Genomic DNA, 24,186 nt, shown 5'->3' with positions numbered 1-24,186 from the left:
GTTGGCAATGTATATAAAAAAATTGGTGATTTATGGGTTTGGACAACATGAAGATATAACAGTTGAATTATCGAAAACCATAAATGTTTTTTATGGTTTAAATGAAGCAGGTAAAACAACGATTCAACAGTTTATCTTACAAATTCTTTTCGGTTTTCCTCAAAAAAATCAGCAACAACTGCGATATGAACCCAAAAAAGGTGGTCAATATGGTGGACAGGTCCATCTAATAGATGATGAATTTGGTGAATGTATGATTGAACGTGTGAAGGGGAAGGCGAGTGGAGATGTTACCATACATCTGTCGAACGGAGAAAAAGGCCATGAAGATTTATTAGCAAAAATTTTAAGAGGGTACAATAGACAAAGCTTTGAAGCGGTATTTTCCTTTTCAGTTCATCAACTACAACAAATGGAAAACTTATCTGAAGAGGAGTTAAGTCGAGTTCTTTTAGCCTCTGGTACAACAGGAGCAGATCAACTTTCAAATGTAAAACAGCAATTAGAAAAAAGACAGCAAGAATTATTCAAAAAATCGGGGAAGATCCCAGTATTAAACCAGCAAATAGTAGAGTTATCGAAACAAGATCAGAAAATAAAAGAAGAGCGAAAAAAATTAGATGACTATGAGCCGTTTATAAAACGGATAGATGATATACAAACAGAACTAACAAATCTTGATCAACAAGAACAACAACTTCAGTTGAATATACACCAGTTAAATGAGTTACGCCAACTTTCACCATTACTAGATAAAAAGCAAAAATTAGAATCAGAACTAGCCGTCGTTATGTATACAACATTTCCTGCCAATGGTGTACAGCGTTATGAACATTTACAAGATCGTCAATTGACAAATGATGCAGCATTAAAAAAAGTCCAACAAGATTATGAACGCTTGTTAGAACAACTGCATGTAGAATTTGATGAAAGTCGTTTAAACAACTTAAAGGAACTTGTCGAGCGTGACAACGAATGGCGTGAATGGCAAAGCCAGATCCATCAACTAGAAAGAGATATACAAGCCATTGAACAAGAGATGGCTATTCAATTTCAACTATTAGGAATTACGCAAAAAGAACAGCAGCAAGCAGTTTTGCAAGCTGAAGTATCTATTCAGCAAGATGATCAATTCCAACGTTTAGTTCAACAACTTGAAGATCAAGAGGAACAGTATCGATTTCAAGAACGAGTAGCTAATCGATTACAAGAGGAGATTCAAACATTATCGCAAAAGCTGGATAAGCTATATGAAAGTATGCCTACGGAGCAAGATCAAGAACGCTTAAATGAATGGTATAAAGAAAAAGAAGAAGCTGCTGAAGCAAAAGTATTATTGCAACCATCACATGATTTGAAATCAGGACAAATAGCAAGGGTTTTAAGTTTTTTACTTGCAATCGTTTCGATCATTTTAGGTATTATGCAAGAGAAAATAATGATAAGTATTTTTGGGATAATAGCGGCAGTTGTTCTTTTTATGTTATTTGGCCGTCATTCAAAAGATGTAAAATCGGACGGGCACATAGAGCGCTATAAAAGAAAATTGGAAAAAGTGCATGGAATGAAAGCTGAGATGGAACAATTGGAGCAATCGATCCGTCTTTATAATGATCGTGTGGCTTTAGTCGAACAACAAGTAGAGGACAAAGAAAAAGAACAGCAACAGGTCTTGAAATTGCTAAGTAAATTGACTATGTTTACAGAGCAAAGCAGAGAGCAGTTGAATGTATTTTTAGCGAAATTTCAAATTACAGGAGATATCCATCCTAGCGTTCTAAATGAAATATTTAGGAATGTCCGCCAACTACAGCAATCGAATAACCGCATTAAAATGATGGCAGAGCAAAAGGCACAGCTACTAGCACTAAGTGAAGAACGATTACAAAAAGCTTCTCAAGCTTGCAAAACTTCTTGTACTTCAGAAAATATGTCTACGATCGTTCATAATAGCTATCAGCAAATGTTAGAACAAAAACATTCCATTAATCATTTAACTGAGAGAAAAAAACAATTACAGCAGCAATTAGCAGAACTTAGTCTGCTCCAAAAGACGTATCAGGAAGAAATAGAGAAATTATTACAAGAAGCACAAGTGCAAACAACAGATGAATATTACACAGCTGCTGAACAATATACACAACTGGTGAACATCCATACTTTATTGAAGCAGATCAATGCTCAACTTAAAATGTTTGATGACAAATTATACACCAGCAATTTGTCCATTCAAGATATCATTAATCGGTTGGATCAATATAAGGAGCAAGAGTTGCAGCTGCAACAGCAAAGAAATATTTTGCTTAAAGAGCAAGCTACCTTGCATGCACAAGTTGAACATTTACTGGAAGATCAACAATATGCTTATCATCTTCAGCAATTTGAACAGCAAAAAGCAGCATTTAATGATCATGCGAAAGAATGGGCTATATCTAAACTCATTTCTACGGCCATTCAAGAAACCTTATATCGGTTAAAAGAAGAAAAACTTCCTGCTGTCCTACAGCATGCAGAGCACTATTTTAAAATACTGACAAATAATCGCTATGAATCACTTTATATGAATATAGAAGGGCGATTTGAAGTATTATCAGTAGAAGGTATTCGCTATTCGATTGCAGAGTTATCGCAAGCAACAAAGGAACAAGCTTATATCGCATTACGGTTTGCTTTAGCAGGCTCATTGAAACAATCTGCACCATTTCCGATTATCATGGATGATCCATTTGTCCATTTTGATCGTTTACGGATAACTTACATGGTACAATTAATAAAAAGCATATCCAAGGAACATCAGATACTCTATTTTACATGTCATGAAAACATGCTTAATCAGTGGGAGAAAGCAAATATCGTCCATGTAGCAGAACTTAAAAATGAAAGGGGATTGACTTCGGTATGAATGGGGTAACGACATTACAAGCAGGAGCACCAGTCGATCAGTATTTACTTATTAAACAAGCGACAAAGGGTGTTACAACAATGGGAAAACCATTCATGACACTCGTTTTACAAGATAAAAGCGGAAGCATTGAAGCAAAGCTTTGGGATACAGGTGAAGAACAAGAACGTTTGTATCAAGCGGGCGGTATTGTCCGTATTGGAGGGGAGATTCACGATTATCGTGGTAAATTACAATTACGCATCAAAACCATTCGTCCAGTAAATTCAGATGAAAGTATTTCAGTAACAGATTTAGTGCAATCCGCTGAAACACCAAAAGAAGAGTTGTTTGATCAGCTGATGGGATTTTTCTTTGAAATAAAAAATCCTAATATTTCTCGTATTACTAGATATTTAATCATGGAAAATCAACAATCTTTTATGACCTTTCCCGCCGCAACGAAAAACCATCATGATTATGCTTCAGGATTATTGGACCATGTTGTGTCCATGCTAAAGCTTGGTAAAGCAGTTGCAGATTTGTATCCTACGTTAAATAGAGATTTACTCTATGCGGGAATTATCTTGCATGATATTGGTAAAGTAGTAGAATTATCAGGTCCAATTTCAACTAGTTATACAGTAACAGGTAATATGCTTGGACATATTTCAATCATGGTGACTGAAATTGCACGTGCTGCTGATGCATTGAATATTGAAGGCGAAGAAGTAATGCTCCTTCAACATATGGTCTTATCCCATCATGGTAAAGAGGAATGGGGTAGTCCTAAAAAGCCAATGCTTCAAGAAGCTGAAATGTTACATTATATCGATAATATTGATGCAAAAATGAATACTTTAAAACGTGCACTTAGCAAAACAAAACCTGGTGAATTTACAGAGCGTTTATTCCCATTGGATAATCGTTCTTTCTACAAACCAACGATCGAATAATAAGAGTTATCACGTTCAAGCTGAATAGCATCGAAAAAGGGTGATCCCAAACGAAGAATCCTTGGTTTGAGGTCACCCTTTCTATATGCTCTTTCAAGTGGATACTTACTCTAAATGGCACAGTCCAAAGAGCAGCTTTTAGATGGCTTAGCGAGAATCAATGGTATTAAAGAATCCATTCACTCACCAAATTCAAAGGAACGTCCGAAAAGCAAATAGCAAGGAAGAAAGTTTTTTTGGCAAAGTGAAATGTTTTTTAAATCTTTAAAAGACTTTTAGGGTCACTACGTGAAGTTTCAGATTAGGATATCGTAAAACACAGCAAAAATAAAAAGGGATTCAAAAAGTCTGCTTTGATAAAAGACTTTTTGAATCCTCCTGATTTCATAGAAATATTATTGTGCTGATGAATTAGTGAATTGAGATAAAGCATCTTTTAAGTCTTTGTCTTTAATTTTTACATCTGCGTCTTTGACTAATTTAGATACTTTTGTTAGTAATTGAGATTGATCGGCTTCTTGAAGTTGCAATTTTTTCTTGATTGCAGCTTTATTGTCTTCATAAGAACCGCTCACTTTAGCAGCACGTTCATCTTCTAATTTAATGATATGGTAGCCATAAGTGGATTTGACAGGTTCACTAATTTCACCTTTTTTTAGTGCATAGGCAGCTTTTGTGAACTCGGGAACCATTTTATCTGGACCAAACCAACCTAGTTCTCCGCCATTAGCTTGTGAACTTGTATCAGTTGAGTATTTTTTAGCTAATGTAGCGAAATTTTCGCCCTTATCTAATTTAGCTTTTACTTCTTTAGCTGTTTTTTCATCTTTAACAAGAATGTGACTAGCTTTTACTTCTTTTTTCATTTCTTCAAAATACGCTTTCATATCAGCTTCAGATACTTTTACGCCATCAGCTAATGCAGCTTCTTGTAATAGGTTTAATTTAATACTACGTTTAAATGATTTTTCAGTCATGTTTTGAGCTGCTAAAGCTTGTTTAAAGTCTTGCCCTTGTTTTTCTATATCTTCTTTTTGCTTTTTGTATTCAGCATTTACATCTTTATCAGCTACTTTATATTTGTCGCCCAATACTTTTTCGATAATGATTAATTGTAATGCTGAGTCACCAACTGAATCTTTCATTTCTTTATATAGTTGATCCTTTGTTACATCACCAACTTTTGATGTAGCAACTTTTTCATCGCCACTGTTACCACAAGCAGACAATGCTAGTACAGATGCTGCAAGTGTCAATGATAAAAATGTTTTTTTCATCCTTTTTCTCTCTCCCAACTTAAGTCACTTCAACTTATGTAACTATACCATAGAACGAAAAAAAATGGAAAAGGTTGCAGCGAAAAGCGCCTAAAGATGAGTCGAATATGTGCATACGATAGGTAAGAAAGGGGGTGACAGACATGAGTGGAGGTTACCAAAATAACTACGGTTCTAGCTCCTTTGCACTTGTGGTGGTTCTATTCATCTTGTTAATCATCGTAGGGGCAGCATTTTTAGGGTACGGTTACTAATGAAGTGAAAGACCATTTATCATATCGTAAATGGTAAATGGTCTTTTTTATATAGTTTTATACAAGGCACGAGGAACATCATGACCATGTACAACCTATTATCTTATATAGTAAACATCATTTCTAAATAAAATGAAATCAATAAAATGGTGATGAGCACATTAATCGTGCGGTAAACTTTAGGTTGCTTTTCCTCGGGAATTTCTTTCTGTGCGCACAGAGCGTACGTCATCCGGTTAATTTGGAATAGATAGAACACCGAGAACAAGACGACAATAGCAATGATCAAGTCTTTTCCTCCCCTCTATATACCCTTCTAGCATATCAAAAAAAGGACAGGAATGACAAGTATAGGTATCATTTGTTTGAAGGTAAAATTAGGATTTCAAAGCCCTTATCTGTCTCTTCTATCAATGCCTTTTTAGGTGAACGAATGAGCTGCTTTACATAAAGTAGATCCACTACACATAATCCACAATGGTATGCTAACAAAATAGCGAAATAATGTCTAAAATCAGGAAAAATAATAGCGAATGTGATGAATGTGCTATTCAATACAATGAAAGGTATTATAAGCGCAATTACATAACGCGATTTTAAAATAGGTTCATGAATACGCATAGCTAAAACAGGAAAAAGCTTAAACTGTTTCTCAATCGAAAAACGTAAACGATGACGATAATGGATCAATGGCAAAAAGTGTAGAAACTTATGAACAGGATAGATCATTAAAAGTACTAAAACAAATAATGGAAATAATCGATCAGATACTGGACAGTCTTTATAGGCGGTTATGGAAATATAAAAAATTGAAAAGACCATCAGGACGAAAATAATGGAAAATAAAAAAATACGATTATGACCATATTGTCTTTGAACATTAATGGTTTTCCAGCAATGCAACTTATAGCATCTCCACTTCTAAATTAGAATATCGATACATAACAATAAAGCTTTTTATAAAGAAAATCAAGCTTAATTTTTGGGGACAAGTTGCCTTACTTTGTAAACATACTTTTAATGACGGTTTTTCAATGATTTTCGTGGATGGTGAAACTGCACATAGGTTAAAAAAGCTCCAACATCAATTTGTCAAAAATTGTTTGATGCCGGAACTTCCAATCAGTTTTCCATATTTTTTAGAGAGTCTTCAAAAATATCCATAAAGTCATCTCCGTAAATATTACGGATTAGTGCAACCAATTCTAAAAATTGTGGAAATTTACCATACATTTCTTTCAGAGGAAGAGAGCCTTCAATAATACTATGTTTAGAATAGTTGAAGTTTTCATATAACTCTAATAGCAATGAATGACCTTTCTCGGTGAGCTCAACATATGTATTTCGTTTATCATCATCACGTTTAGAGAATGATAGCAAGCCACGCTCTTCCAGGTTTTTTGAAAAATTAAAAGCTGTAGATACATGCATCACTCCAAATTTAGCAATATCAGAGATGGAAGCACCTTTTAAATTATTAGCAATTAGTAATACATGGTGTTCATTAATATTCAAATCATAGGGTTTGATCCATGCTTGCCAATCTTTCTCCACGGCTTTCCAAAGAGCTTTTGATAATTGAGCAATACGTTGTGAGTAGAGCATGGCTTCTTTAGCCGTAATTAACTTTTCAGACATAGCTATCACCACTTTCGTAATTTCTTAATATTATATCATTCTCTTACAAAAATATACAATAGAATAAAGAAATGTTATGCAAATAAACTTTATTGTAATAATATTTACATACTGATATCAATTTACTTTTTTACTTTTCTGTTTTGAAAATGGCTGATTTGTTGTTGAATTTCTTCCACAGAGCTTTGTAGGGCCGATATTTCTTGTTGAAGCTGCTGACGAATAGGAGCTGTTTCTTTTTTCCACTCGGCAACAGAAGCTTTTGTATCTTCTACGAATATGGGTAACGTTTCTTTGACTTCTGATTTAATAGTACTAACAGAATTTTTAATGTTTGTCACTTGTTGCTTTAAATCTTGTACTTGGTCGTTCGCATTTTTTTTAATTGCTTTGATAGATGAACGTAATTCCTTTCCAGATTGTGGTGTTGTCAATAATACAGCTACAGCACTACCTAATACGCCAGTTGCTAATCCTAAAAAAAAAGTTGAAGCTTTCATCATTTCAGTCTCCCTTCCTTCTAGTTGTATCCTTCTTATTACTATATTAAAACAAGATATTAAAAAAATAAAAGAGGATAACTCGTAAGTTTTGATAATGACTTATGAGTTATCCATTCAATAGGTCAAAATTGAAAGAAGTTGATCTACATTTGTGTAGACCAACTCTTTCTTTACGACGTTATGCTTGGTTTAAAGCTGTTTTAAATTTAGAGCGTTTGACAAGACTTATAATTATTGGATAAATAATGATAAACGCTACAATATTAATGGCTACAGCAGGTAGTACTACTGTTAAGAATAATGCACCGAACGGAATGTCAGCACCTATTACCAAAATGGCAGAACCTAAAAATACGCTTCCTGAAATAATTGTACCGATACCTGCAAGAATTGCTGCTACAACGACTTTTTGAGCCGTTTTTTTCAATAAGACAACAACAGCGAAAAAGATAAAAGCTGTAACAAATTTATCGATAATATTCGGTACAAATCCACCAGGGAATGTAGAAAATAGTCCTGAAATGATGCCAGTAGAAATAGCAAGTAAAAATACTTCTTTTACACTGGGAAATAGTAAAATTCCGATAAACATCATCGTCAACATGAAGTCCGGCTTCATACCACCGTTAAATCCAGGAATAACAATATATAATGCTGCTCCAACACCAACGAGTAGTGCCATTAATACTAAATTTTTTGTATTCATTTCTCATCTCTCCTAATTTAGATCCTAAGCTAAGCTCTTGTTTTCCTCCCGTATTCTAGTATCCGAAAGCGAAAACTTATAATGATTTTACAGTTTAATTGATAGAAAGGCAAGAGGGTCTAGCCTGCTATATAGCATATCCAAAAATTACTATTTCAATGTTTGAAATCTAGTTTCTTCTATATTAGTGGATAGTAATTCCACTATTTCAAGACATAAGTAAAAAAGAATAAGTATGTGGATCAACTACTTGTCAATCCTCGATCGGTTCAATTAGCACCTAGTGGAAAAGGAAGAAAGTCTTCACTTTGTTATATGCCAATAAGGTCACAAAAATTTTCATCAGAACTATGCATAGCCACAGTTATATTGATATAGTACGATTTCTGACCGTTTGCGTAAGGACATAAATGTATAATTTACTTCTCCCATTTCCCACAATTGCTTTAAAGATTGCTCATATGTTTTAATAAAAATGTTTCTTAGAATTTAAAGGTATATAAACAGCGCAGAGAATTTCTGCGCTGTTAGGTAGATTGCATAATATGAGTATTGATTACTTTTTTAAGTTAGCTTTAATTTCTTCAGCTAGTCCTTTTAGAATTTCAGGAGTATACTCATCTTCTTTTGTAATCCAAGTAGGTTTATAGCCATCTGTTTCATCATATCTTGGTATAAAGTGTAGATGAAAATGGAATACACTTTGACCAGCAGGTGCACCATTATTATTTAATAGATTCATACCTACAGGTTTGAAAGTATCTTTGATCGCACTCGCAATGCGTGGAGCGACTTTGAAAAGATTAGCAGCTGTTTCTTCGGACATTTCAAAAACATTCGCTACATGTTCTTTTGGGATTAATAATGTATGCCCTTTTGTTAATGGGCCGATATCCATAAATGCATAGACATAGTCGTCTTCGTAAATTTTTGTGCTGGGGATAGAACCGTCGATAATTTTGCAAAATAAACAATCGCTCATATAAAAACACACCTTTCACTATTTTGCTATTCATTTTACCACATAAGAACTGCTAGAAAGAGGAATTTTTGATAAACTGTAAGTAAGAATGGGAGTGACTTTGATGACGGTATTAGAATTACAATCAGTAACAGGTGGTTATACCCGAAAACCTGTTATTCATGATTTATCTTTTGCAATTGAACCAGGTGAGCTAGTAGGATTGATCGGATTAAATGGTGCAGGTAAAAGTACTACGATTAAGCATATTATTGGGTTAATGACACCGCAAAAAGGAGAAATTTTGTTGAATGGTATGTCCATTAAGCATAATATGGATCAATATCGTTCTTCTTTTTCCTATATTCCTGAAACGCCAGTTCTTTATGATGAATTGACTTTAAAAGAGCATTTAGAGTTAACAGCGATGGCTTATGGAATTGATCTTGAAACAATGGAAGAAAGAGTAACGCCACTACTAAAAGAATTTAGAATGGAAAAACGATTAAATTGGTTTCCCTCTCATTTTTCGAAAGGGATGCGCCAAAAAGTAATGATTATGTGTGCCTTTTTAGTCAATCCTTCTTTATATATCATTGATGAGCCATTTTTAGGACTCGACCCGTTAGCTATTCAATCGTTGTTAGATCAAATGGATGAAAAGAAAAAAGAGGGAGCCGCTATCCTTATGTCAACACATGTATTGGCAACGGCAGAAAAACACTGTGACAAAATCCTTTTATTGCATAATGGACGTTTAAGAGCATATGGTACGATGAATGATTTACGCCAAAAATTCAATATGCCGAATGCAACACTAGATGATTTATACATTGCGATGACAAAGGAGCAAGATCATGAATAGCTTGCAAGATGTTTGGCGTACGAGGTTTACCCATTATATGGGAGAAGTACAGAAATATATGCGCTTCGTCTTCACAGGACATTTGGCCATTGTTATTATGTTCGTTCTAGGTGCAGGTGGTTATCAATACAGCGAATGGTTAAAAACAACATCCAGTGATTTTCCTGCCATCTGGTTAGCTGCTGCTATTATGGGGATTGTCCTTGGGTTTAGCCGACCAGTTACATTGATTCGAAAGCCAGATGAGGTTTATTTATTACCTCTTGAAACGAAATTACCTCAGTATTTTGCAAAAGCATTACGATATACATTTGGCTCCCAAGTGATCGTTGTGATTCTTTTTTATCTGGTCATATGGCCGATGCTTCGGCAAGTAGCGGGGCTTGAGCCAATAACGATTATCATCGGGTTGATCGCATCCATCTTATTGAAATGGTGGAATATCAATAGTGAATTCACTTATAGATGGGCCTATAAAGGTCACAATGTATGGATGGATCGAATTGTTCGTATGATAGGTTCATTTGCATTACTTTTATCGATTTTAAACGTTCAATTTATCCCAATCATCATTATGATTTTAATCATTGTTTGTTATCCGATGTCATGGAAAAAGAAAGTAAAAGAAACACCGTTCCCATATGAACATTTTGTAAGATTAGAAGAAAATCGTATGATGGGGATTTATCGATTTGCAAATTATTTCACAGATGTCCCTAATATTCATGGAAGTATAAAACGCCGTGCATGGTTGGACTGGATGTATAAAGTAATCCCATATGCGAAGAAAAATACACAAGAATATCTCGTATTCCGTTCTTTTGTCCGAACAGATGATCATTTCTATTTGTGGCTTCGTTTAACAGTGATCTCTGCATTGGCTGCCGCATTCGTTCATATTCCGATCGCCATTGCTGTAGTTGTCGCTGCCCTATCATTTGCGACCACTATTCAGCTAAAACAAGCTTTAACATCATCTAACGATTTTCGAATGGACATGTTGTACCCTTTACCGAAGGGTGCACGTAAAAAAGCAGCAGTGAAAATCGTGCGTTACACGATCATTGTACAAGCCATCATTGTGTTGTTCGCAGGATTGGGAACACCTTATTTCTTTGCACAAGGCTTTGTCGTATTCATCATTGGAGAATTGACGATACGATTAAGTAATTAATCTCAAACAGTAGTTGAGCCTTTAAAGTATGTAATTGCTTTAAAGGCACTTTTTCTCTGATACACACCGCCTTAGCTATATTTTTAAATATTAAAAGATGATGGGGGAGTCAAACCATGAATGGTCAAAAGAAGAATGTGGCTGTTTCTGTATTGGATTTAGTAGCGGTATTAAAAGATCACGATGCATCTCATTCGTTCCACAATAGTTTAGAGCTTGCACAAAATGTTGAAAAGCTTGGATACAAACGTTATTGGTTTGCAGAGCATCATAATAGCCGAAGCATTGCAAGTTCAGCTACTTCACTTTTAATCGGTTATATTGCACAAGGAACTGAGAAGATTCATGTTGGAGCAGGGGGCATTATGCTTCCCAACCATGTTCCTTTGGTTATTGCAGAACAGTTTGGTACTCTAGATGCGTTGTATCCAGGAAGGATTGACTTAGGTTTAGGAAGAGCTCCAGGAACTGATTCTATCACAGCACAAGCGCTTCGTCGAAATCTACAAGGATCAGATCAAGAGTTTCCAAACAGCATATTAGAACTACAACAATATTTAAGTGATAATCCTGATGGTCGTGTACATGCCTATCCAGGAGAAGGATCTAATGTGCCATTGTATATACTGGGCTCTAGTTTATTTAGTGCTCGGCTTGCTGGAATGTTAGGCTTACCATATGCATTTGCTGGTCATTTTGCTCCAACTTATTTAAAAGACGCGTTTCGCGTATACCGAGATTCGTTTCAACCTTCAAAACAATTAAAAGAACCCTATACAATAGCTTGTGTCAATGTAATTGCGGCCGATACGAATGAGGAGGCTCAAAAGACAGCCACTAGTCTATACTTATACTTTTTAAATGTTGTAAGGGGGACAAGAGATCCATTACAACCTCCAGTGGATGATTTGAACTCTTATTGGTTTGAATCAGAAAAACAGACGGTCATGCAATCTCTTTATTACACATTTACCGGAGATCAAGCTGCCATCACGCATCATTTAGGAAGATTTATCGAAGATACTGGTGTTGATGAGATCATGGCATGTTCTCATATCTATGATCCAAGTGCACGTATTCGTTCTTATGAGATCTTAGCATCTGCTATTAAGGAAATTTAAAATGAAGAAAAAGAGATATTTTTAAATTATAAATGTGTTAGTCGGATAATCAACACGCGGGATAAAAAATAAAACTATGCATGGACTTTGTGGTTCATACATAGTTTTTTATTTATCCCGCTTTAACGGGCAGTAAGACCCCCACCTCAAGGTTTAGAGAGAAACGAGAAAGATAGGTGGGGGACCAACTGCCCGTAAAAGTCCGATTGGTTTGAACCAACAAGATGTTGGTCCCTCAGGTGTTGCCACAGGACGTGGCGCTTTTAACCTGAGTTCTTCTAGCTCAGTGGGGGATGAAGAAAACCCCCACTGATGGAAGCTTCACTTTATCTATTTATTTTTCAGTATGATAGAGGATCGCAGCGGTACCAAGTGTTTTGGCTGCCACTATCATGGCTTGTTCATCAAAGTCAAATTTTGCATGATGATGTGGATAGGCAGTACCTTCTTTTGGTTTAGCTCCAGTGAAAAAGAAAGTACCAGGGATTTTATCAACATAGTAGGCAAAATCTTCTGCTACCATAATCGCGTCCATTTCAGCTACATTTGTTACATCTGGAATGGTTTCTGCTACTTGTGCTAAGAAGGCAGTTTCTTTTTCATGATTGATCAGAGGGATATACCCTTTTAAATACTGAAATTCGTATTTGGCATTTGCTGCTAGGCAAACGCCTTTGACGACTCTTTCTATTTCTTCAATAATTTTTTCTTGAACTGCAATATCAAAAATCCGAACAGTACCAGATAGTTTAGCTTCTTCAGCGATAATATTGGGAGCACTTCCAGAGTGGAAAGTCCCCACTGTTAAGACTGCACGAGAAGTGGGATTGATCCGTCTTGAAATAATTTGTTGTAGTTGAACGACTAGGCTTGCAGCAACAGTGATGGCATCCACTGTTGTATGTGGAGCAGCACCATGTCCTCCACTTCCGATAATTTTGATCTTAAAAAGATCTGCTCCTGCCATCATTGCCCCACTTCGATAGTTAATAGAGCCAGAAGGAAATTGCGACCATAAATGTGTACCAAATATAGCGTCAACACCATTTAAACAGCCTGCATCAACCATTGGTTTAGCCCCACCTGGAGCAACTTCTTCTGCAAATTGATGAATGAATACGTAGGAGCCGGGTAATTCTTCACGATGCTTCCATAATATTTTTGCTAACACAAGCAACGTTGCAGTATGCCCATCATGTCCACATGCATGTGAGACACCTTTAACAGTTGATTTATAAGAAACTTTCTTTTCATCTTGGATCGCTAATGCGTCAAAATCAGCTCTAAGTGCAACCGTTTTTCCAGGTTTTCCGCCTGTTATGCGTGCAACAATACCATTCCCTCCAACATTCGCTTCAAAAGGTATATCTAATTGTTTATAAAAATTTTGTATATATGCAGCCGTTTTATGTTCATGGAAAGAAACTTCTGGGTGCATATGTAAATAACGACGGATCTCTTGCATTTCGGCAAATGAATTTTCAAGCTCTTGATAAATCGTTTGCAATAATTGATTTGGCAACATAATCACTCCTCGTATAATAAATTTTAAGTTAATAACTCGTATAATAAATTTTAAGTTAATAACTGTTCCTTGAAAATTGAATAGTTTTTATCTTCAGGGCTACATCCAAAAATGATAGATGGAAAACTTTCGTCTTGGATACTGGGGGATTTCCTTAGATAATGGATTTATGGAAATGGATCCATCGGGAATATGCTTTTCACTCCTGTAGTTTAACTACGTTGAAAGACTGTGACCCAGACCCAATATTGCACTGCATACGCACAAGCTGTATCGATTTCCTTCACTTACCTCTCAGAGTAGTGGGAGGGCAGCTTAGGGGAAGGGAATCATTGAATACTCATACACGAGGTTGTGGTATGTTTGGGACTCTAGGGAAATCCCACAGTATCCAAGCTATTTCTAAATATCATCTAAAGAAAGGAGGTCCTTTCCATGAAACTATTCGTAGGTATTGATGTAAGCTCTGAAAAACTTGATGTATGTTTTCTTGATAGTCATGACACCGTTTTGAAAGAAATCTGTCTTTCAAATGATGTGAATGGGGCCAGTGCCATTCAGGAAAATGTTCTCCATTTTCAGCAGTTGTACCATTATGAAAAAATTGTCATTGGCATGGAGTCTACTTCCATCTACAGTTTCCACCCTGCCATGTTTCTAGCAGAAGATAAGGAACTGAAGAACTTAAATGTTGAAGTAGTCGTGCAAAATCCAAAGGCCATCCATCGGTATAAAAGATTGTTTGAAGAAGATAAGACCGATAGAATAGATGCTTTTCGAATTGCCGATTTTTTACGCATTGGGCGTTATAATAAGTCTCTTATCAAAGAGGAAAAATATGTTGCCCTTCAACGTTTAACACGCTCCAGATATCAACTCGTTCACCAACTAACAGAATGTAAACAACACTTTCTGGAAAACCTTTACTACAAATGTAATACACTATCGAAAGAGTTAAATACGTCTGTTTTTGGTGCAACGATGATGGAAATACTTTCAGACTCCCTTTCGTTGGACGAAATCGTAGAAATGGAACTGGAATCACTCGCTACCCTTCTTCAGAAAAAGGGGAAAGGCCGCTTTAGTGACCCAGAACAATTAGCGAAAACCATTAAGAAAGCCATACGTGATTCCTACCGGCTAGGTAAGGTTGTTCAAGACTCTGTAGACGTTGTATTAGCCACTTATGTGCGATTGATTCAAACCTTGAAAAAGCAAATCAAAGAGTTAGAAAAAAGCATTGCCGCCTTATTCGAAGCTATTCCAGAAGCCAAATGTTTAACAAGTGTTCCAGGCATTGGCATCGTATACGCGGCAGGAATCATCGCGGAAATTGGACAAATAGAACGCTTTGAAAATGAAGCCCAATTAGCCAAATATACCGGTCTTTACTGGAAAAAATCGCAATCTGGAAATTTTGAATCGGAACGAACACCCCTGACACGAACGGGAAACCAGTATCTTCGTTATTACATGGTTGAAGCTGCCAACTCTGTACAACTTCGTGAAGCTACTTACCGTTCGTATTATTTAAAGAAATATGATGAAGTTCCGAAATACAAACATAAAAGAGCCCTTGTCTTAACTGCGAGAAAACTAGTGCGTCTGGTGGATGTGCTACTACGCAACCACCAACTCTACATGCCAGAAAGGAGTGTGTAAATCAAAAGCTAACCACTGCTTTTGATATCCTTTCAAGATAGCTTCAGAAATAAGAACAAGTGTTTGTTTTTTCTGAAGTTTAGTTTCTTGTGCTCTTTTTTAGAAATTCTTCTCTAGCTTTTATCAATCCTATACTTGACTTAATACCACAAGTCTGTCTAAAATGAAAAAACTAGATATAAGTAATCTTATTAATTTACTCATATTTATGTAAATAGAGTATAACAAAAAAAGCCGAGTAAATCACTCGACTTTTAGAAAATTATGCATTTTCATCTTCTGGGCGTTTTGTTGCAAATGTTTTAACATAAGGGGCACTTGTAAATATATTATTGCGGTCGACTCCATTAGTGTTTTCATTTTCATGGACAATTTTGTAGGTATTCGATGCTTTCCAGGCTTCAAATGAATGAGGACCAGTCCATTCAGTAAGCGCAATATAGGTTTCATCTTGCAATGGTCTTAGTAAACGAAAGGCGACCAGACCAGGTTCTTTTTCGATCGAGCGAATGGTATCTAAAAAGCGGTCTTCAAATAATTTTCGACTATCGCTTTTAACAGGGATATAATTCATGACGAAAAAGCCATGCTCGCCTAATTCGTTGATCTTCCCAAGAATTTCATAACTTCTCGGAGTCGTAAAGACACTTTTTTTGTCGGATTCATGGAGAAGAACTGTATTCCCTTCGCCATATAAAACAATCATATGTTCTTTTGAATATTTTTTTTGCAAGTTTTCCATAAATTCTGGTGTTCCAGAAGTTAAATATAAATACATAAGAATTCCTCCTATTGTAAATTCAGTAGAAAACATTCATGAATTCAATCCTGCATGAACTACTGTATGTGAAATTTACTTTATCCCGCTTTAACGGGCAGTAAGACCTCTCAAGATGTAGAGAGAAACGATGGGGGATCAACTGCCCGTAAAAGTCCGATTGGTTCGGGACAACAAGATGTTGGTCACTCAGGTGTTGCCACAGGACGTGGCGCTTTTAACCTGAGTTCCTCTTTTTTAGTGGGGGATGAAGAAAACCCCACTGATGGAGTTTCACTTTATTTCAGGTATATAACGAACTGTATAAATATTGCCAAAGAAAGTCAATAATAGTATATCCTTAAAATTAAAAAAAATCATAATTAGACACTTGTCAAAAAGATGTCATCATTTTATACATTTTTTTAACAATCAGATTGTTGAACTATACAACTCTTAAAGAAACGTCTATTATGAACAATGGATATGAATGTCGAATTAAGGATTTACTGAATTGATGAAAGGAAGGTTTACTGTTCATGGGAACATTTAATGATACGCTTTTACGCGCAGCACGAGGTGAAAGGACAGCCTACACACCAGTTTGGTATATGCGACAAGCAGGTCGTTCACAACCTGAATATCGTAAGATTAAAGAAAAATATTCATTAGAAGAAATAACACATCAGCCTGAATTATGTGCGTATGTGACCTATTTACCAGTACAAAATTACGGTGTGGATGCAGCAATTTTATACAAAGATATCGTTACACCACTGCATGGTATGGGAGTAGATGTGAAGATTAAAGGTGGACTAGGTCCTATTATTTCTAACCCTATTCGCTCGGCAAAGGATGTTAAAAATCTTCGTCAATTTGATCCAGAGGAACATGTTCCTTATGTACTAGATACGATTAAATTATTAACCGAAGAACAATTGGATGTTCCTTTGATCGGGTTTGCCGGAGCGCCTTTCACTTTAGCAAGTTACATGATTGAAGGCGGTCCTTCCAAAAACTATGCATTAACAAAATCATTTATGGTATCGCAACCAGAAGCTTGGTTTGTTTTAATGGATAAACTTGGAGACATGATTATTACTGATTTAAAAGCACAAATCAAAGCAGGTGCAAAAGCCTTTCAAATTTTCGATTCTTGGGTTGGTGCTTTAAGCCAACGTGATTACAGCATCTTTATCAAACCTGTTATGGTACGTATCTTTAATGAATTGAAAGATGAAGGCGTGCCGATGATTTTATTTGGCGTAGGTGCAAGTCACTTAGTATTAGATTGGCAGGATCTTCCTGTAGATGTTGTTGGATTGGATTGGCGTCTTCCTATTAAAGAAGCACGTGCAATAGGTGTGACAAAGCCTATTCAAGGAAATTTAGATCCTACATTATTATTAGCAGATTGGTCAATTCTTGAAGCTCGTGCAAAAGAAATTATCGATCAGGGCTTAGAAGTGCCAGGACATATTTTCAATTTGGGGCATGGAGTATTCCCATCTGTTGATCCAGAAGTTTTAAAACGATTAACATCATTTATACATGAATATAGTGCGAAAAAAATAAAGACGCATTCATAATACTTTCTGAGGTGATTTAAAATGAAAAAACAAATCGGACTATTAGTGATGGCGTACGGAACACCAAAAACCGATGATGATTTAATTCCTTACTATACACATATTCGTCACGGGCATCGCCCAAGTGATGAACATATTGAAGATTTGCGTAGACGCTATAAAGCAATTGGAGGAATCTCACCACTTGGTGAAACAACTGAAAAACAGGGGAAAGCATTAGAAGCACGTTTAAATGAAATACAAGATGAAGTTGAATATAAATTATATATTGGTTTAAAACATATTGCTCCTTTTATCGAAGAGGCAGTAGAACAAATGCATAAGGATGGCATTACAGAAGCGGTATCACTTGTTTTGGCACCACATTTTTCTTCTTTTTCAACAAAATCATATAATATTCGTGCGACGGATAAAGCAAAAGAGCTTGGTGATTTAACCATTCATACGATTGATAGTTGGTACAAGGAAGAAAAATATCTTCAATACTGGACAGAAAAAATTAATGCAGAATTTGACGCTATGTCTGATGAAGAACGCGAAACAGCATGCTTAATCGTATGTGCACATTCACTGCCAGAAAAAATTATTGCAATGGGTGACCCGTATGCAGATCAGTTACATGAAACAGCTGACATCCTTAAGCAACGTACTGGCGTAAAAAATATGGAATTTGGTTGGCAATCTGCTGGTCAAACAAAGGATCCATGGCTTGGTCCAGACGTTCAAGATTTAACTCGTGATTTATATCATCATAAGGGTTATCGTTCATTTGTTTATACACCGGTTGGCTTTGTAGCAGAACATTTAGAAGTCCTTTATGATAATGATTATGAATGTAAAACAGTATGTAAAGAACTAGGTGCAAAATACCATCGCCCTCCAATGCCAAATGACAATCCGTTATTTATCGGCGCTTTGGCAGATGTTGTGCGAAAAACATTAGCTCATGCCTAATAGAAAGTGATGATTGATGTGACTGAACAAAAGCGAAGGGTTGCCGTTATCGGTGGTGGGATTACGGGCTTAACAGCTGCGTTCTATTTGCAACAACAGGCAAGGAATCAGAAGTTACCACTAGAGATCGTACTGATTGAAGCAACTCACAGACTAGGTGGTAAGATTCAAACATTACGAAAAAATGGCTTTATCATTGAGCGGGGTCCAGATTTCTTTTTTGACAAAAATCAAGTAATTGAAGATTTATCAAGACAATTGGGTATTGCTGATCAGCTGATTAGCAATGTTCCTGGAAAAACTTATGTCGCTGTAAATAATCAACTTTCTGTTATACCAAAAGGTTCAGTTTTAGGAATTCCGACTGAAATTATTCCTTTTGCTAAGTCTGATGTTATCTCATGGAGCGGTAAATTTAGAGCTGTCTGCGATTTGCTATTACCTCCATCCAACATGCGTGAAGATCAGTCGTTAGGAGCGTTTTTGCGTAAACGATTTGGGGAGGAAATGGTTGAAAATTTGATCGAACCCGTGTTAACTAGAGCTTTTTTAGGTGATATTGATCAACTAAGCTTACATGAAATGCTTCCTAATTTAGCTGAGGTTTATAAGAAACACCGTAGTGTGATCAGGAGCATTCAAAAAGGTTCAGCCAAGCTAAAAGAGAGTAGTATGGATCGGACTTGTAGAACTTTAAGGGGCGGTTTAGAAAGCTTGATAACTGCTTTAGAGAAATCATTAGAAAGTGCCATTATTTACAAGGGTGTTCGGGTAGAAGGAATCTCAAAAGTTCAGAATCGTATGATGGTATTATTAAACAATCAAAATCCTATCCCTGTTGATGGGGTAATTGTCGCAACCTCACATCAAGCAGCGACGAAATTATTTGCACGGGAAGGAATTTTGAAAAGTTTGCTTGATATACCTGTCAATACATTTGCGACTGTATCAATGATATTTCCTAAAAACTCCATCAAGAGAAAGTTTGATGGGAATGGTTTTTTTGTATCTCGAAATAGTGAATATTCAATTACTGCTTGTTCCCTTATCCATCGAAAATGGCCGCAGATGATACCTGAAAATTATGAAGTACTTAAAAGCTATGTTGGACGTACAGGTGATGAGTCCATTGTTGAGCTATCTGATTCAGAAATTGAAAAAGTTGTACTACAGGATTTGCAAAGTATTCTTAAAGTTGATGGAAAGCCCATTCATACAGTGGTGTCTCGTTTTAAAGATGCGATGCCAACTTATACAATAGGGCATCGAAAAAAGGTGGAACAGGCTAGAAAAGAATTACGTGAGTTATATCCGGAGATTTGTCTTGCCGGGAATTCTTACGAAGGTATTGGTCTTACCGATTGTATCTTACAGGGAGAAAATGCAGCGTCAGAAATTTTGGCATCGATTTTCCAAACAGAACAAGGTTGTTCCCAAAAGGGGATTTCTGCAAAATAACTTAGAACATTAAAAAGCACGAATGCTGTTCCATAACATTCGTGCCTTTTTGCTTTGGTACATAAAAATGAACAAGTGTATTTGTATTGTTAGATTAACGCTATTCTTTGTTCACAATCTCCCTAAATATATTTCATTAATATTTCACAAATACAAAGTAAAATAGAAAAGGGGTGATGCTTGTGAGTTGGAAAAAAATTTGGACTCTATTTATATTAAGTTTTGCAATGATCCTGGGAGGCTGTCAGGAAGCTACATATCCTGCAATCCCTGAAACGAAAGATTTTGTCGCATCCGTTAATATACAAGCACCATCAATCAGTTTTATCAATGAACAAGGAAAAGTATTTACAACGTGGAAATTAGAGGAAGGGTATACTGGTGCTACATTGATTCATCATCAATATGTACTGCTTTATGGGTTCCAATTAAAAAAAGCTGTTGTTTACAATTTATCGACAGGAAAACAGGTATACACAATTGATACAGGACTTGGTGTTACGAATGCTATTTATGATGAGAAAAATAAAAAAATCTATTTAGCGAACGGGAAAACCAATCGAGTCGAAATTTATAATGAACATGGAAAATTACTGAAGGATCAAAAAGTAGGCAATTATCCTATGTCAATGATGCTTTATAACAAACAACTATATGTTATCAATTATAAAGATACAACATTATCAATTTTGCAAGTCGATACATTAAAGCCGGTAAAAAATTGGACTATCGAAAAATCATCAAATGGTATGGTGATCGTTGAAAACAAACAACTCTGGATAGGAGGACATGGTGAGGGGATTAAACCAAATTCCACAGTCGATATTTTTGATCTAAACAATGGAAAGAAAATGTCGCAGATAAAATTACCGATGATGCCAGTTGGATTTGACAAAAACGATCATAAGGTCTATGTGATCAGTCATGGGGATAGTGCACTTTCGGAAGTAAGTTTTGATGGTAAAGTACTGCGTAAAACAGAAGTTGGTGCTAATCCATTTACTGTAAATCTATTTAAAGATTATGTAGTAGTGGCTGGTTATGACGATCATCATGTATATTTTCTGCAAAATGGTAAAATAGTTAAAAAGATCAATGTAGATAAAGGGCCTTTCCAATTGCTTGTAAGGGGGAAAGAAGAATGACGAAAATACTTATCGTAGACGATGAACAAGATATGAGAAATTTAATTGATGTGATGTTGCGCCAATCTGGATTTCAATCACTTCAAGCAAATGGAGGGCAAGAAGCACTTAAACTATTAAAAGAACAGCATGTGGATTTAGTGATTTTAGATGTCATGATGCCGCAAATGGATGGTTTTACCGTATGTAAGGAAATGAGAAAAGTTACTGCTGTACCGATTATTTTCTTGACAGCCAAGGATGCGAATGAGGACAAGGTAAAGGGACTAACGATGGGTGCTGACGATTATGTTGTAAAACCTTTTTCATCATCAGAGCTAGTAGCACGGATACAGGCTGTACTTCGTAGAACTGAAGGAGAAGTTATAGAAGAGCCTCAAAAAATGATTGTTAAGGGCCCTATTGAGTTAGACGATGTTTCGCGGAAAGTTTATGTACAAGGAAAGGTAATCCCATTAACGTTAAAGGAATTTGAGATTTTGCGTTTATTTATGAACAATGAAAACGTTGTTTATACGCGCGATCAACTATTAGAAATTATTTGGGACTTGCATTATAGTGGAGGCACAAGAACCGTTGATACACATATTAAAACTTTACGCTTGAAATTAGGTGATGAGGCGGGAAAGTTTATACAAACAGTTTGGGGATTGGGGTATCGATTTGAGGTTTCAAAATGAAGAAATTATCCACTAGAATTTGGACAGTAATTGTGGCTTTTTTAGCGCTTACCGTATTATTTATGTATGTTTTTACAGACTTCCTTTATGAAGGGCTTTATGTGAAAGACGCTGAAAATTCAATGGTTGAAATTGGCGAAAAGTTGTCAACAATGTATACAGGCGGCAAAGTAACAGATGACTTCATCGCAAAGATTGAAAACTATAATGAGTACTCCAACATGAATGTCTTTGCAGTCCGAAATCCTAGAGAACTAAGTGCGTGTGTACCATTTGATATCGACTATGATACATTAATCGGCGCAGATGAAAGACAGCAACTTTTGAAGGGGAAAACGATTACCAAAAAAGGTTATGAGAAGCGCTTTGATCGTCAAGTGATCTCAGTGATTATTCCATTGACAGATCAACAGCGATTGGAAGGCATTATCTATATTTACTTCCCACTTGCCAAAATAACAGAAATGGCTTCAAAAGAAGTCTTTATCTTATTAGGCAGTGCAGCCATTTTTATTTTCTTGATCGGATTTGGTGTATTTAAAGGTATCAAGCATATTATGAAACCATTAAAAGAATTACAAAACGCAGCAGAAAAAATGGCGGAGGGGGATTATGAAACACGCGTTGAAGTGAAATCTAAAGATGAAATCGGTCAGCTCTCTCAAACTTTCAATAAAATGGCTACTTCGATTCAGCAAGAAGATGAAGCGCAGAAGCAATTTTTAGCTACTGTTTCCCATGAATTGCGAACACCGATTAGCTATGTGAAAGGATATGGTGAAGCATTGGAGCACGGTTTTATCGAAGAATCCAAAAAACAAGAAACCATATCTCTCATTGTCCGTGAAGCAAATCGATTAGAAAAATTAACAAATGAGCTATTACAGTTATCAAGAGCTGTCAATCAAACGGAATCCGTCACTTTATATCCGTTACCACTGGCTGAAACAATGCGGGAAGTTGTGCAAATTACAGAGCAACAAGCAAGTCGGAAAGCAATTCGTATACGTGCAGAAATCGATGAGGAAATTATTATTAACGCAGATGAGGAAAAAATAAAACAGATTTTGATCAATCTAATTGAAAACGCTCTTCGCTATTCTGAAGAAGGAACTGAAATGATTCTAAGCTCAAAGAGAGAAGAGAATATGGCCATTATTACAGTACAAGATCATGGTATGGGAATTCCAACTGAAGATTTACCGCATATAACTGAACGATTCTATCGAGTCAATAAAGCTCGTAGTAGAAGTGATGGTGGTAGCGGTCTAGGGCTATCTATTGTGGATCAACTTGTAAAATACCATAAAGGAATATGGCATATTAACAGCGAATTAGGTATCGGAACGACTGTGACGATACAAATACCAATATTAGAGGAGTTTTAGTCATGAAAAAAGTATTAATTAGTTTAGCGGTAGCGGCAGGGGTACTTGCAGGCTGTAACAATACAGATACATCTAAAACAGATGATTCGACATCGCAAAATGAAGGAACTACGGTTGAAGTAAAAGTAGATATCCAAACACCTGAAAAAGTAGAAGTTGGAAAAGACGTAAAATTGATTGCTCATGTGACACAAGGCGGAAAAAATGTAGATGATGCTGATGAAGTAAAATTTGAAGTTTGGGAATCAGGTGACCGTGATAATGGCAAAATGTTTGAAGGAAAATTAGACAAGGACGGTCTCTATCAGGCAACAACTAAATTTGATCATGATGGTGTTTATTATATGTATGCACATACAACAGCTCGAGGCTTACACACCATGCCGAAACAAAAAATCATTGCAGGAAATCCCGATATGAGCAAAGTTAAAAAAGACACGGATGATGGAAGCATGAATATGGATATGGACGATTCTGCAAAAGATGATCATTAATCGATAGAGTGAAATTTCATCTAGTCGGGAATTCCTTTCCTTATAGGATGTTAGTTGAACCAAACAGGTATATACAGGCAGTTGTTCTTCCATTTCTCTGGCTTTTATTGGATTTTTGAAGATGGGATATGATTGCCTGTTATTCGAGATAAAAATAACTTGCGACTAAAAAGTGATTAGTGTAAAATAAATGACCAG

General features: G+C 36.1%; 23 protein-coding genes. 14 read left to right on the top strand and 9 right to left on the bottom strand.

Going from position 1 to position 24,186, the window contains the following annotated elements; translation table 11 throughout:
- The first annotated feature begins 7 nt into the window (after positions 1-7).
- Together FEZ13_RS16545 and yhaM are read left to right on the top strand one after the other, a co-directional pair.
- Positions 8-2,902, top strand: a complete 2,895-nt coding sequence (locus FEZ13_RS16545) for an AAA family ATPase (RefSeq protein ID WP_146553592.1) — start codon at positions 8-10, stop codon at positions 2,900-2,902.
- On the top strand, positions 2,899-3,837 hold the full coding sequence (gene yhaM / locus FEZ13_RS16540; RefSeq protein ID WP_146547514.1) for a 3'-5' exoribonuclease YhaM: 939 nt from the start codon (positions 2,899-2,901) through the stop codon (positions 3,835-3,837). Before FEZ13_RS16545 ends, yhaM begins: the two co-directional genes overlap by 4 nt.
- A gap of 395 nt (positions 3,838-4,232) precedes the next feature.
- Here yhaM and FEZ13_RS16535 read toward each other — a convergent pair whose 3' ends face one another.
- Entirely contained in the window at positions 4,233-5,114 is an 882-nt protein-coding gene (locus FEZ13_RS16535) for a peptidylprolyl isomerase (RefSeq protein WP_146553591.1), read from the bottom strand.
- A 143-nt stretch (positions 5,115-5,257) separates the two neighbouring features.
- Here FEZ13_RS16535 and FEZ13_RS16530 point away from each other — a divergent pair, with 143 nt between their 5' ends.
- Positions 5,258-5,368 carry a YjcZ family sporulation protein gene (locus tag FEZ13_RS16530; RefSeq protein ID WP_146547516.1) on the top strand — a complete coding sequence of 37 codons (111 nt, stop codon included), beginning with the start codon at positions 5,258-5,260 and terminating at the stop codon, positions 5,366-5,368.
- A gap of 103 nt (positions 5,369-5,471) precedes the next feature.
- On the opposite strand, the gene FEZ13_RS20245 is transcribed toward FEZ13_RS16530, so the two are convergent.
- From FEZ13_RS20245 to FEZ13_RS16500, 6 genes are all read right to left on the bottom strand, one after another.
- On the bottom strand, positions 5,472-5,657 hold the full coding sequence (locus FEZ13_RS20245; protein ID WP_146553590.1) for a hypothetical protein: 186 nt from the start codon (positions 5,655-5,657) through the stop codon (positions 5,472-5,474).
- Positions 5,658-5,725: 68 nt separating this feature from the next.
- Positions 5,726-6,271 (bottom strand): DUF3267 domain-containing protein, encoded by a 546-nt coding sequence (locus tag FEZ13_RS16520; protein WP_146553589.1) that lies wholly within the window; start codon positions 6,269-6,271, stop codon positions 5,726-5,728.
- Between the two features lie 219 nt (positions 6,272-6,490).
- Positions 6,491-7,006, bottom strand: coding sequence for an HTH-type transcriptional regulator Hpr (locus FEZ13_RS16515; RefSeq protein WP_186725961.1), 516 nt, complete (start codon positions 7,004-7,006; stop codon positions 6,491-6,493).
- A gap of 122 nt (positions 7,007-7,128) precedes the next feature.
- A complete protein-coding gene (locus FEZ13_RS16510) occupies positions 7,129-7,506 on the bottom strand; it encodes a YtxH domain-containing protein (RefSeq protein ID WP_186725960.1) in 378 nt (125 codons plus the stop codon).
- Between the two features lie 181 nt (positions 7,507-7,687).
- Positions 7,688-8,215, bottom strand: coding sequence for a tryptophan transporter (locus tag FEZ13_RS16505; protein WP_146553587.1), 528 nt, complete (start codon positions 8,213-8,215; stop codon positions 7,688-7,690).
- A 556-nt stretch (positions 8,216-8,771) separates the two neighbouring features.
- On the bottom strand, positions 8,772-9,197 hold the full coding sequence (locus tag FEZ13_RS16500) for an HIT family protein (protein WP_146553586.1): 426 nt from the start codon (positions 9,195-9,197) through the stop codon (positions 8,772-8,774).
- A gap of 103 nt (positions 9,198-9,300) precedes the next feature.
- On the opposite strand from FEZ13_RS16500, the gene FEZ13_RS16495 reads away from it, so the two are divergent.
- The 3 genes from FEZ13_RS16495 to FEZ13_RS16485 all read left to right on the top strand — a co-directional run bounded on the left by FEZ13_RS16495 (position 9,301) and on the right by FEZ13_RS16485 (position 12,336).
- Positions 9,301-10,041 (top strand): ABC transporter ATP-binding protein, encoded by a 741-nt coding sequence (locus FEZ13_RS16495; RefSeq protein ID WP_146547523.1) that lies wholly within the window; start codon positions 9,301-9,303, stop codon positions 10,039-10,041.
- Positions 10,034-11,215 (top strand): ABC transporter permease, encoded by a 1,182-nt coding sequence (locus FEZ13_RS16490; protein WP_146553585.1) that lies wholly within the window; start codon positions 10,034-10,036, stop codon positions 11,213-11,215. The genes FEZ13_RS16495 and FEZ13_RS16490 overlap by 8 nt, the downstream gene beginning before the upstream one ends.
- A gap of 116 nt (positions 11,216-11,331) precedes the next feature.
- On the top strand, positions 11,332-12,336 hold the full coding sequence (locus tag FEZ13_RS16485) for an LLM class flavin-dependent oxidoreductase (protein WP_146547525.1): 1,005 nt from the start codon (positions 11,332-11,334) through the stop codon (positions 12,334-12,336).
- Positions 12,337-12,670: 334 nt separating this feature from the next.
- Here FEZ13_RS16485 and FEZ13_RS16480 read toward each other — a convergent pair whose 3' ends face one another.
- Entirely contained in the window at positions 12,671-13,801 is a 1,131-nt protein-coding gene (locus tag FEZ13_RS16480; RefSeq protein ID WP_304621404.1) for an amidohydrolase, read from the bottom strand.
- Between the two features lie 495 nt (positions 13,802-14,296).
- Here FEZ13_RS16480 and FEZ13_RS16475 point away from each other — a divergent pair, with 495 nt between their 5' ends.
- A complete protein-coding gene (locus tag FEZ13_RS16475; protein ID WP_146551745.1) occupies positions 14,297-15,523 on the top strand; it encodes an IS110 family RNA-guided transposase in 1,227 nt (408 codons plus the stop codon).
- A 262-nt stretch (positions 15,524-15,785) separates the two neighbouring features.
- On the opposite strand, the gene FEZ13_RS16470 is transcribed toward FEZ13_RS16475, so the two are convergent.
- Complete coding sequence (locus FEZ13_RS16470) at positions 15,786-16,301, bottom strand: antibiotic biosynthesis monooxygenase family protein (protein WP_146553583.1); 516 nt, start codon at positions 16,299-16,301, stop codon at positions 15,786-15,788.
- Between the two features lie 518 nt (positions 16,302-16,819).
- Here FEZ13_RS16470 and hemE point away from each other — a divergent pair.
- The 7 genes from hemE (at position 16,820) to FEZ13_RS16435 (ending at position 23,988) form a co-directional block, all read left to right on the top strand.
- Entirely contained in the window at positions 16,820-17,869 is a 1,050-nt protein-coding gene (gene hemE, locus FEZ13_RS16465) for a uroporphyrinogen decarboxylase (RefSeq protein WP_146547528.1), read from the top strand.
- Positions 17,870-17,890: 21 nt separating this feature from the next.
- Entirely contained in the window at positions 17,891-18,823 is a 933-nt protein-coding gene (gene hemH / locus FEZ13_RS16460) for a ferrochelatase (protein WP_146553582.1), read from the top strand.
- Positions 18,824-18,841: 18 nt separating this feature from the next.
- Positions 18,842-20,281 (top strand): protoporphyrinogen oxidase, encoded by a 1,440-nt coding sequence (gene hemG / locus FEZ13_RS16455; protein ID WP_146553581.1) that lies wholly within the window; start codon positions 18,842-18,844, stop codon positions 20,279-20,281.
- A 182-nt stretch (positions 20,282-20,463) separates the two neighbouring features.
- Positions 20,464-21,426 carry a YncE family protein gene (locus FEZ13_RS16450; protein WP_146547531.1) on the top strand — a complete coding sequence of 321 codons (963 nt, stop codon included), beginning with the start codon at positions 20,464-20,466 and terminating at the stop codon, positions 21,424-21,426.
- Entirely contained in the window at positions 21,423-22,106 is a 684-nt protein-coding gene (locus FEZ13_RS16445) for a response regulator transcription factor (RefSeq protein ID WP_146547532.1), read from the top strand. Before FEZ13_RS16450 ends, FEZ13_RS16445 begins: the two co-directional genes overlap by 4 nt.
- Positions 22,103-23,494, top strand: coding sequence for a sensor histidine kinase (locus tag FEZ13_RS16440; RefSeq protein ID WP_146553580.1), 1,392 nt, complete (start codon positions 22,103-22,105; stop codon positions 23,492-23,494). The genes FEZ13_RS16445 and FEZ13_RS16440 overlap by 4 nt, the downstream gene beginning before the upstream one ends.
- 2 nt (positions 23,495-23,496) lie before the next feature.
- Positions 23,497-23,988 (top strand): FixH family protein, encoded by a 492-nt coding sequence (locus FEZ13_RS16435; RefSeq protein ID WP_146547534.1) that lies wholly within the window; start codon positions 23,497-23,499, stop codon positions 23,986-23,988.
- Positions 23,989-24,186 lie beyond the last annotated feature (198 nt).

The organism is Rummeliibacillus sp. SL167 (assembly GCF_007896505.1).
In the GTDB taxonomy this organism is placed as follows: Bacteria; Bacillota; Bacilli; order Bacillales_A; family Planococcaceae; genus Rummeliibacillus; species Rummeliibacillus suwonensis.
The sequence above is the reverse complement of the archived record's forward strand: the minus strand, read 5'-3'. Positions and strand labels throughout refer to the sequence as shown.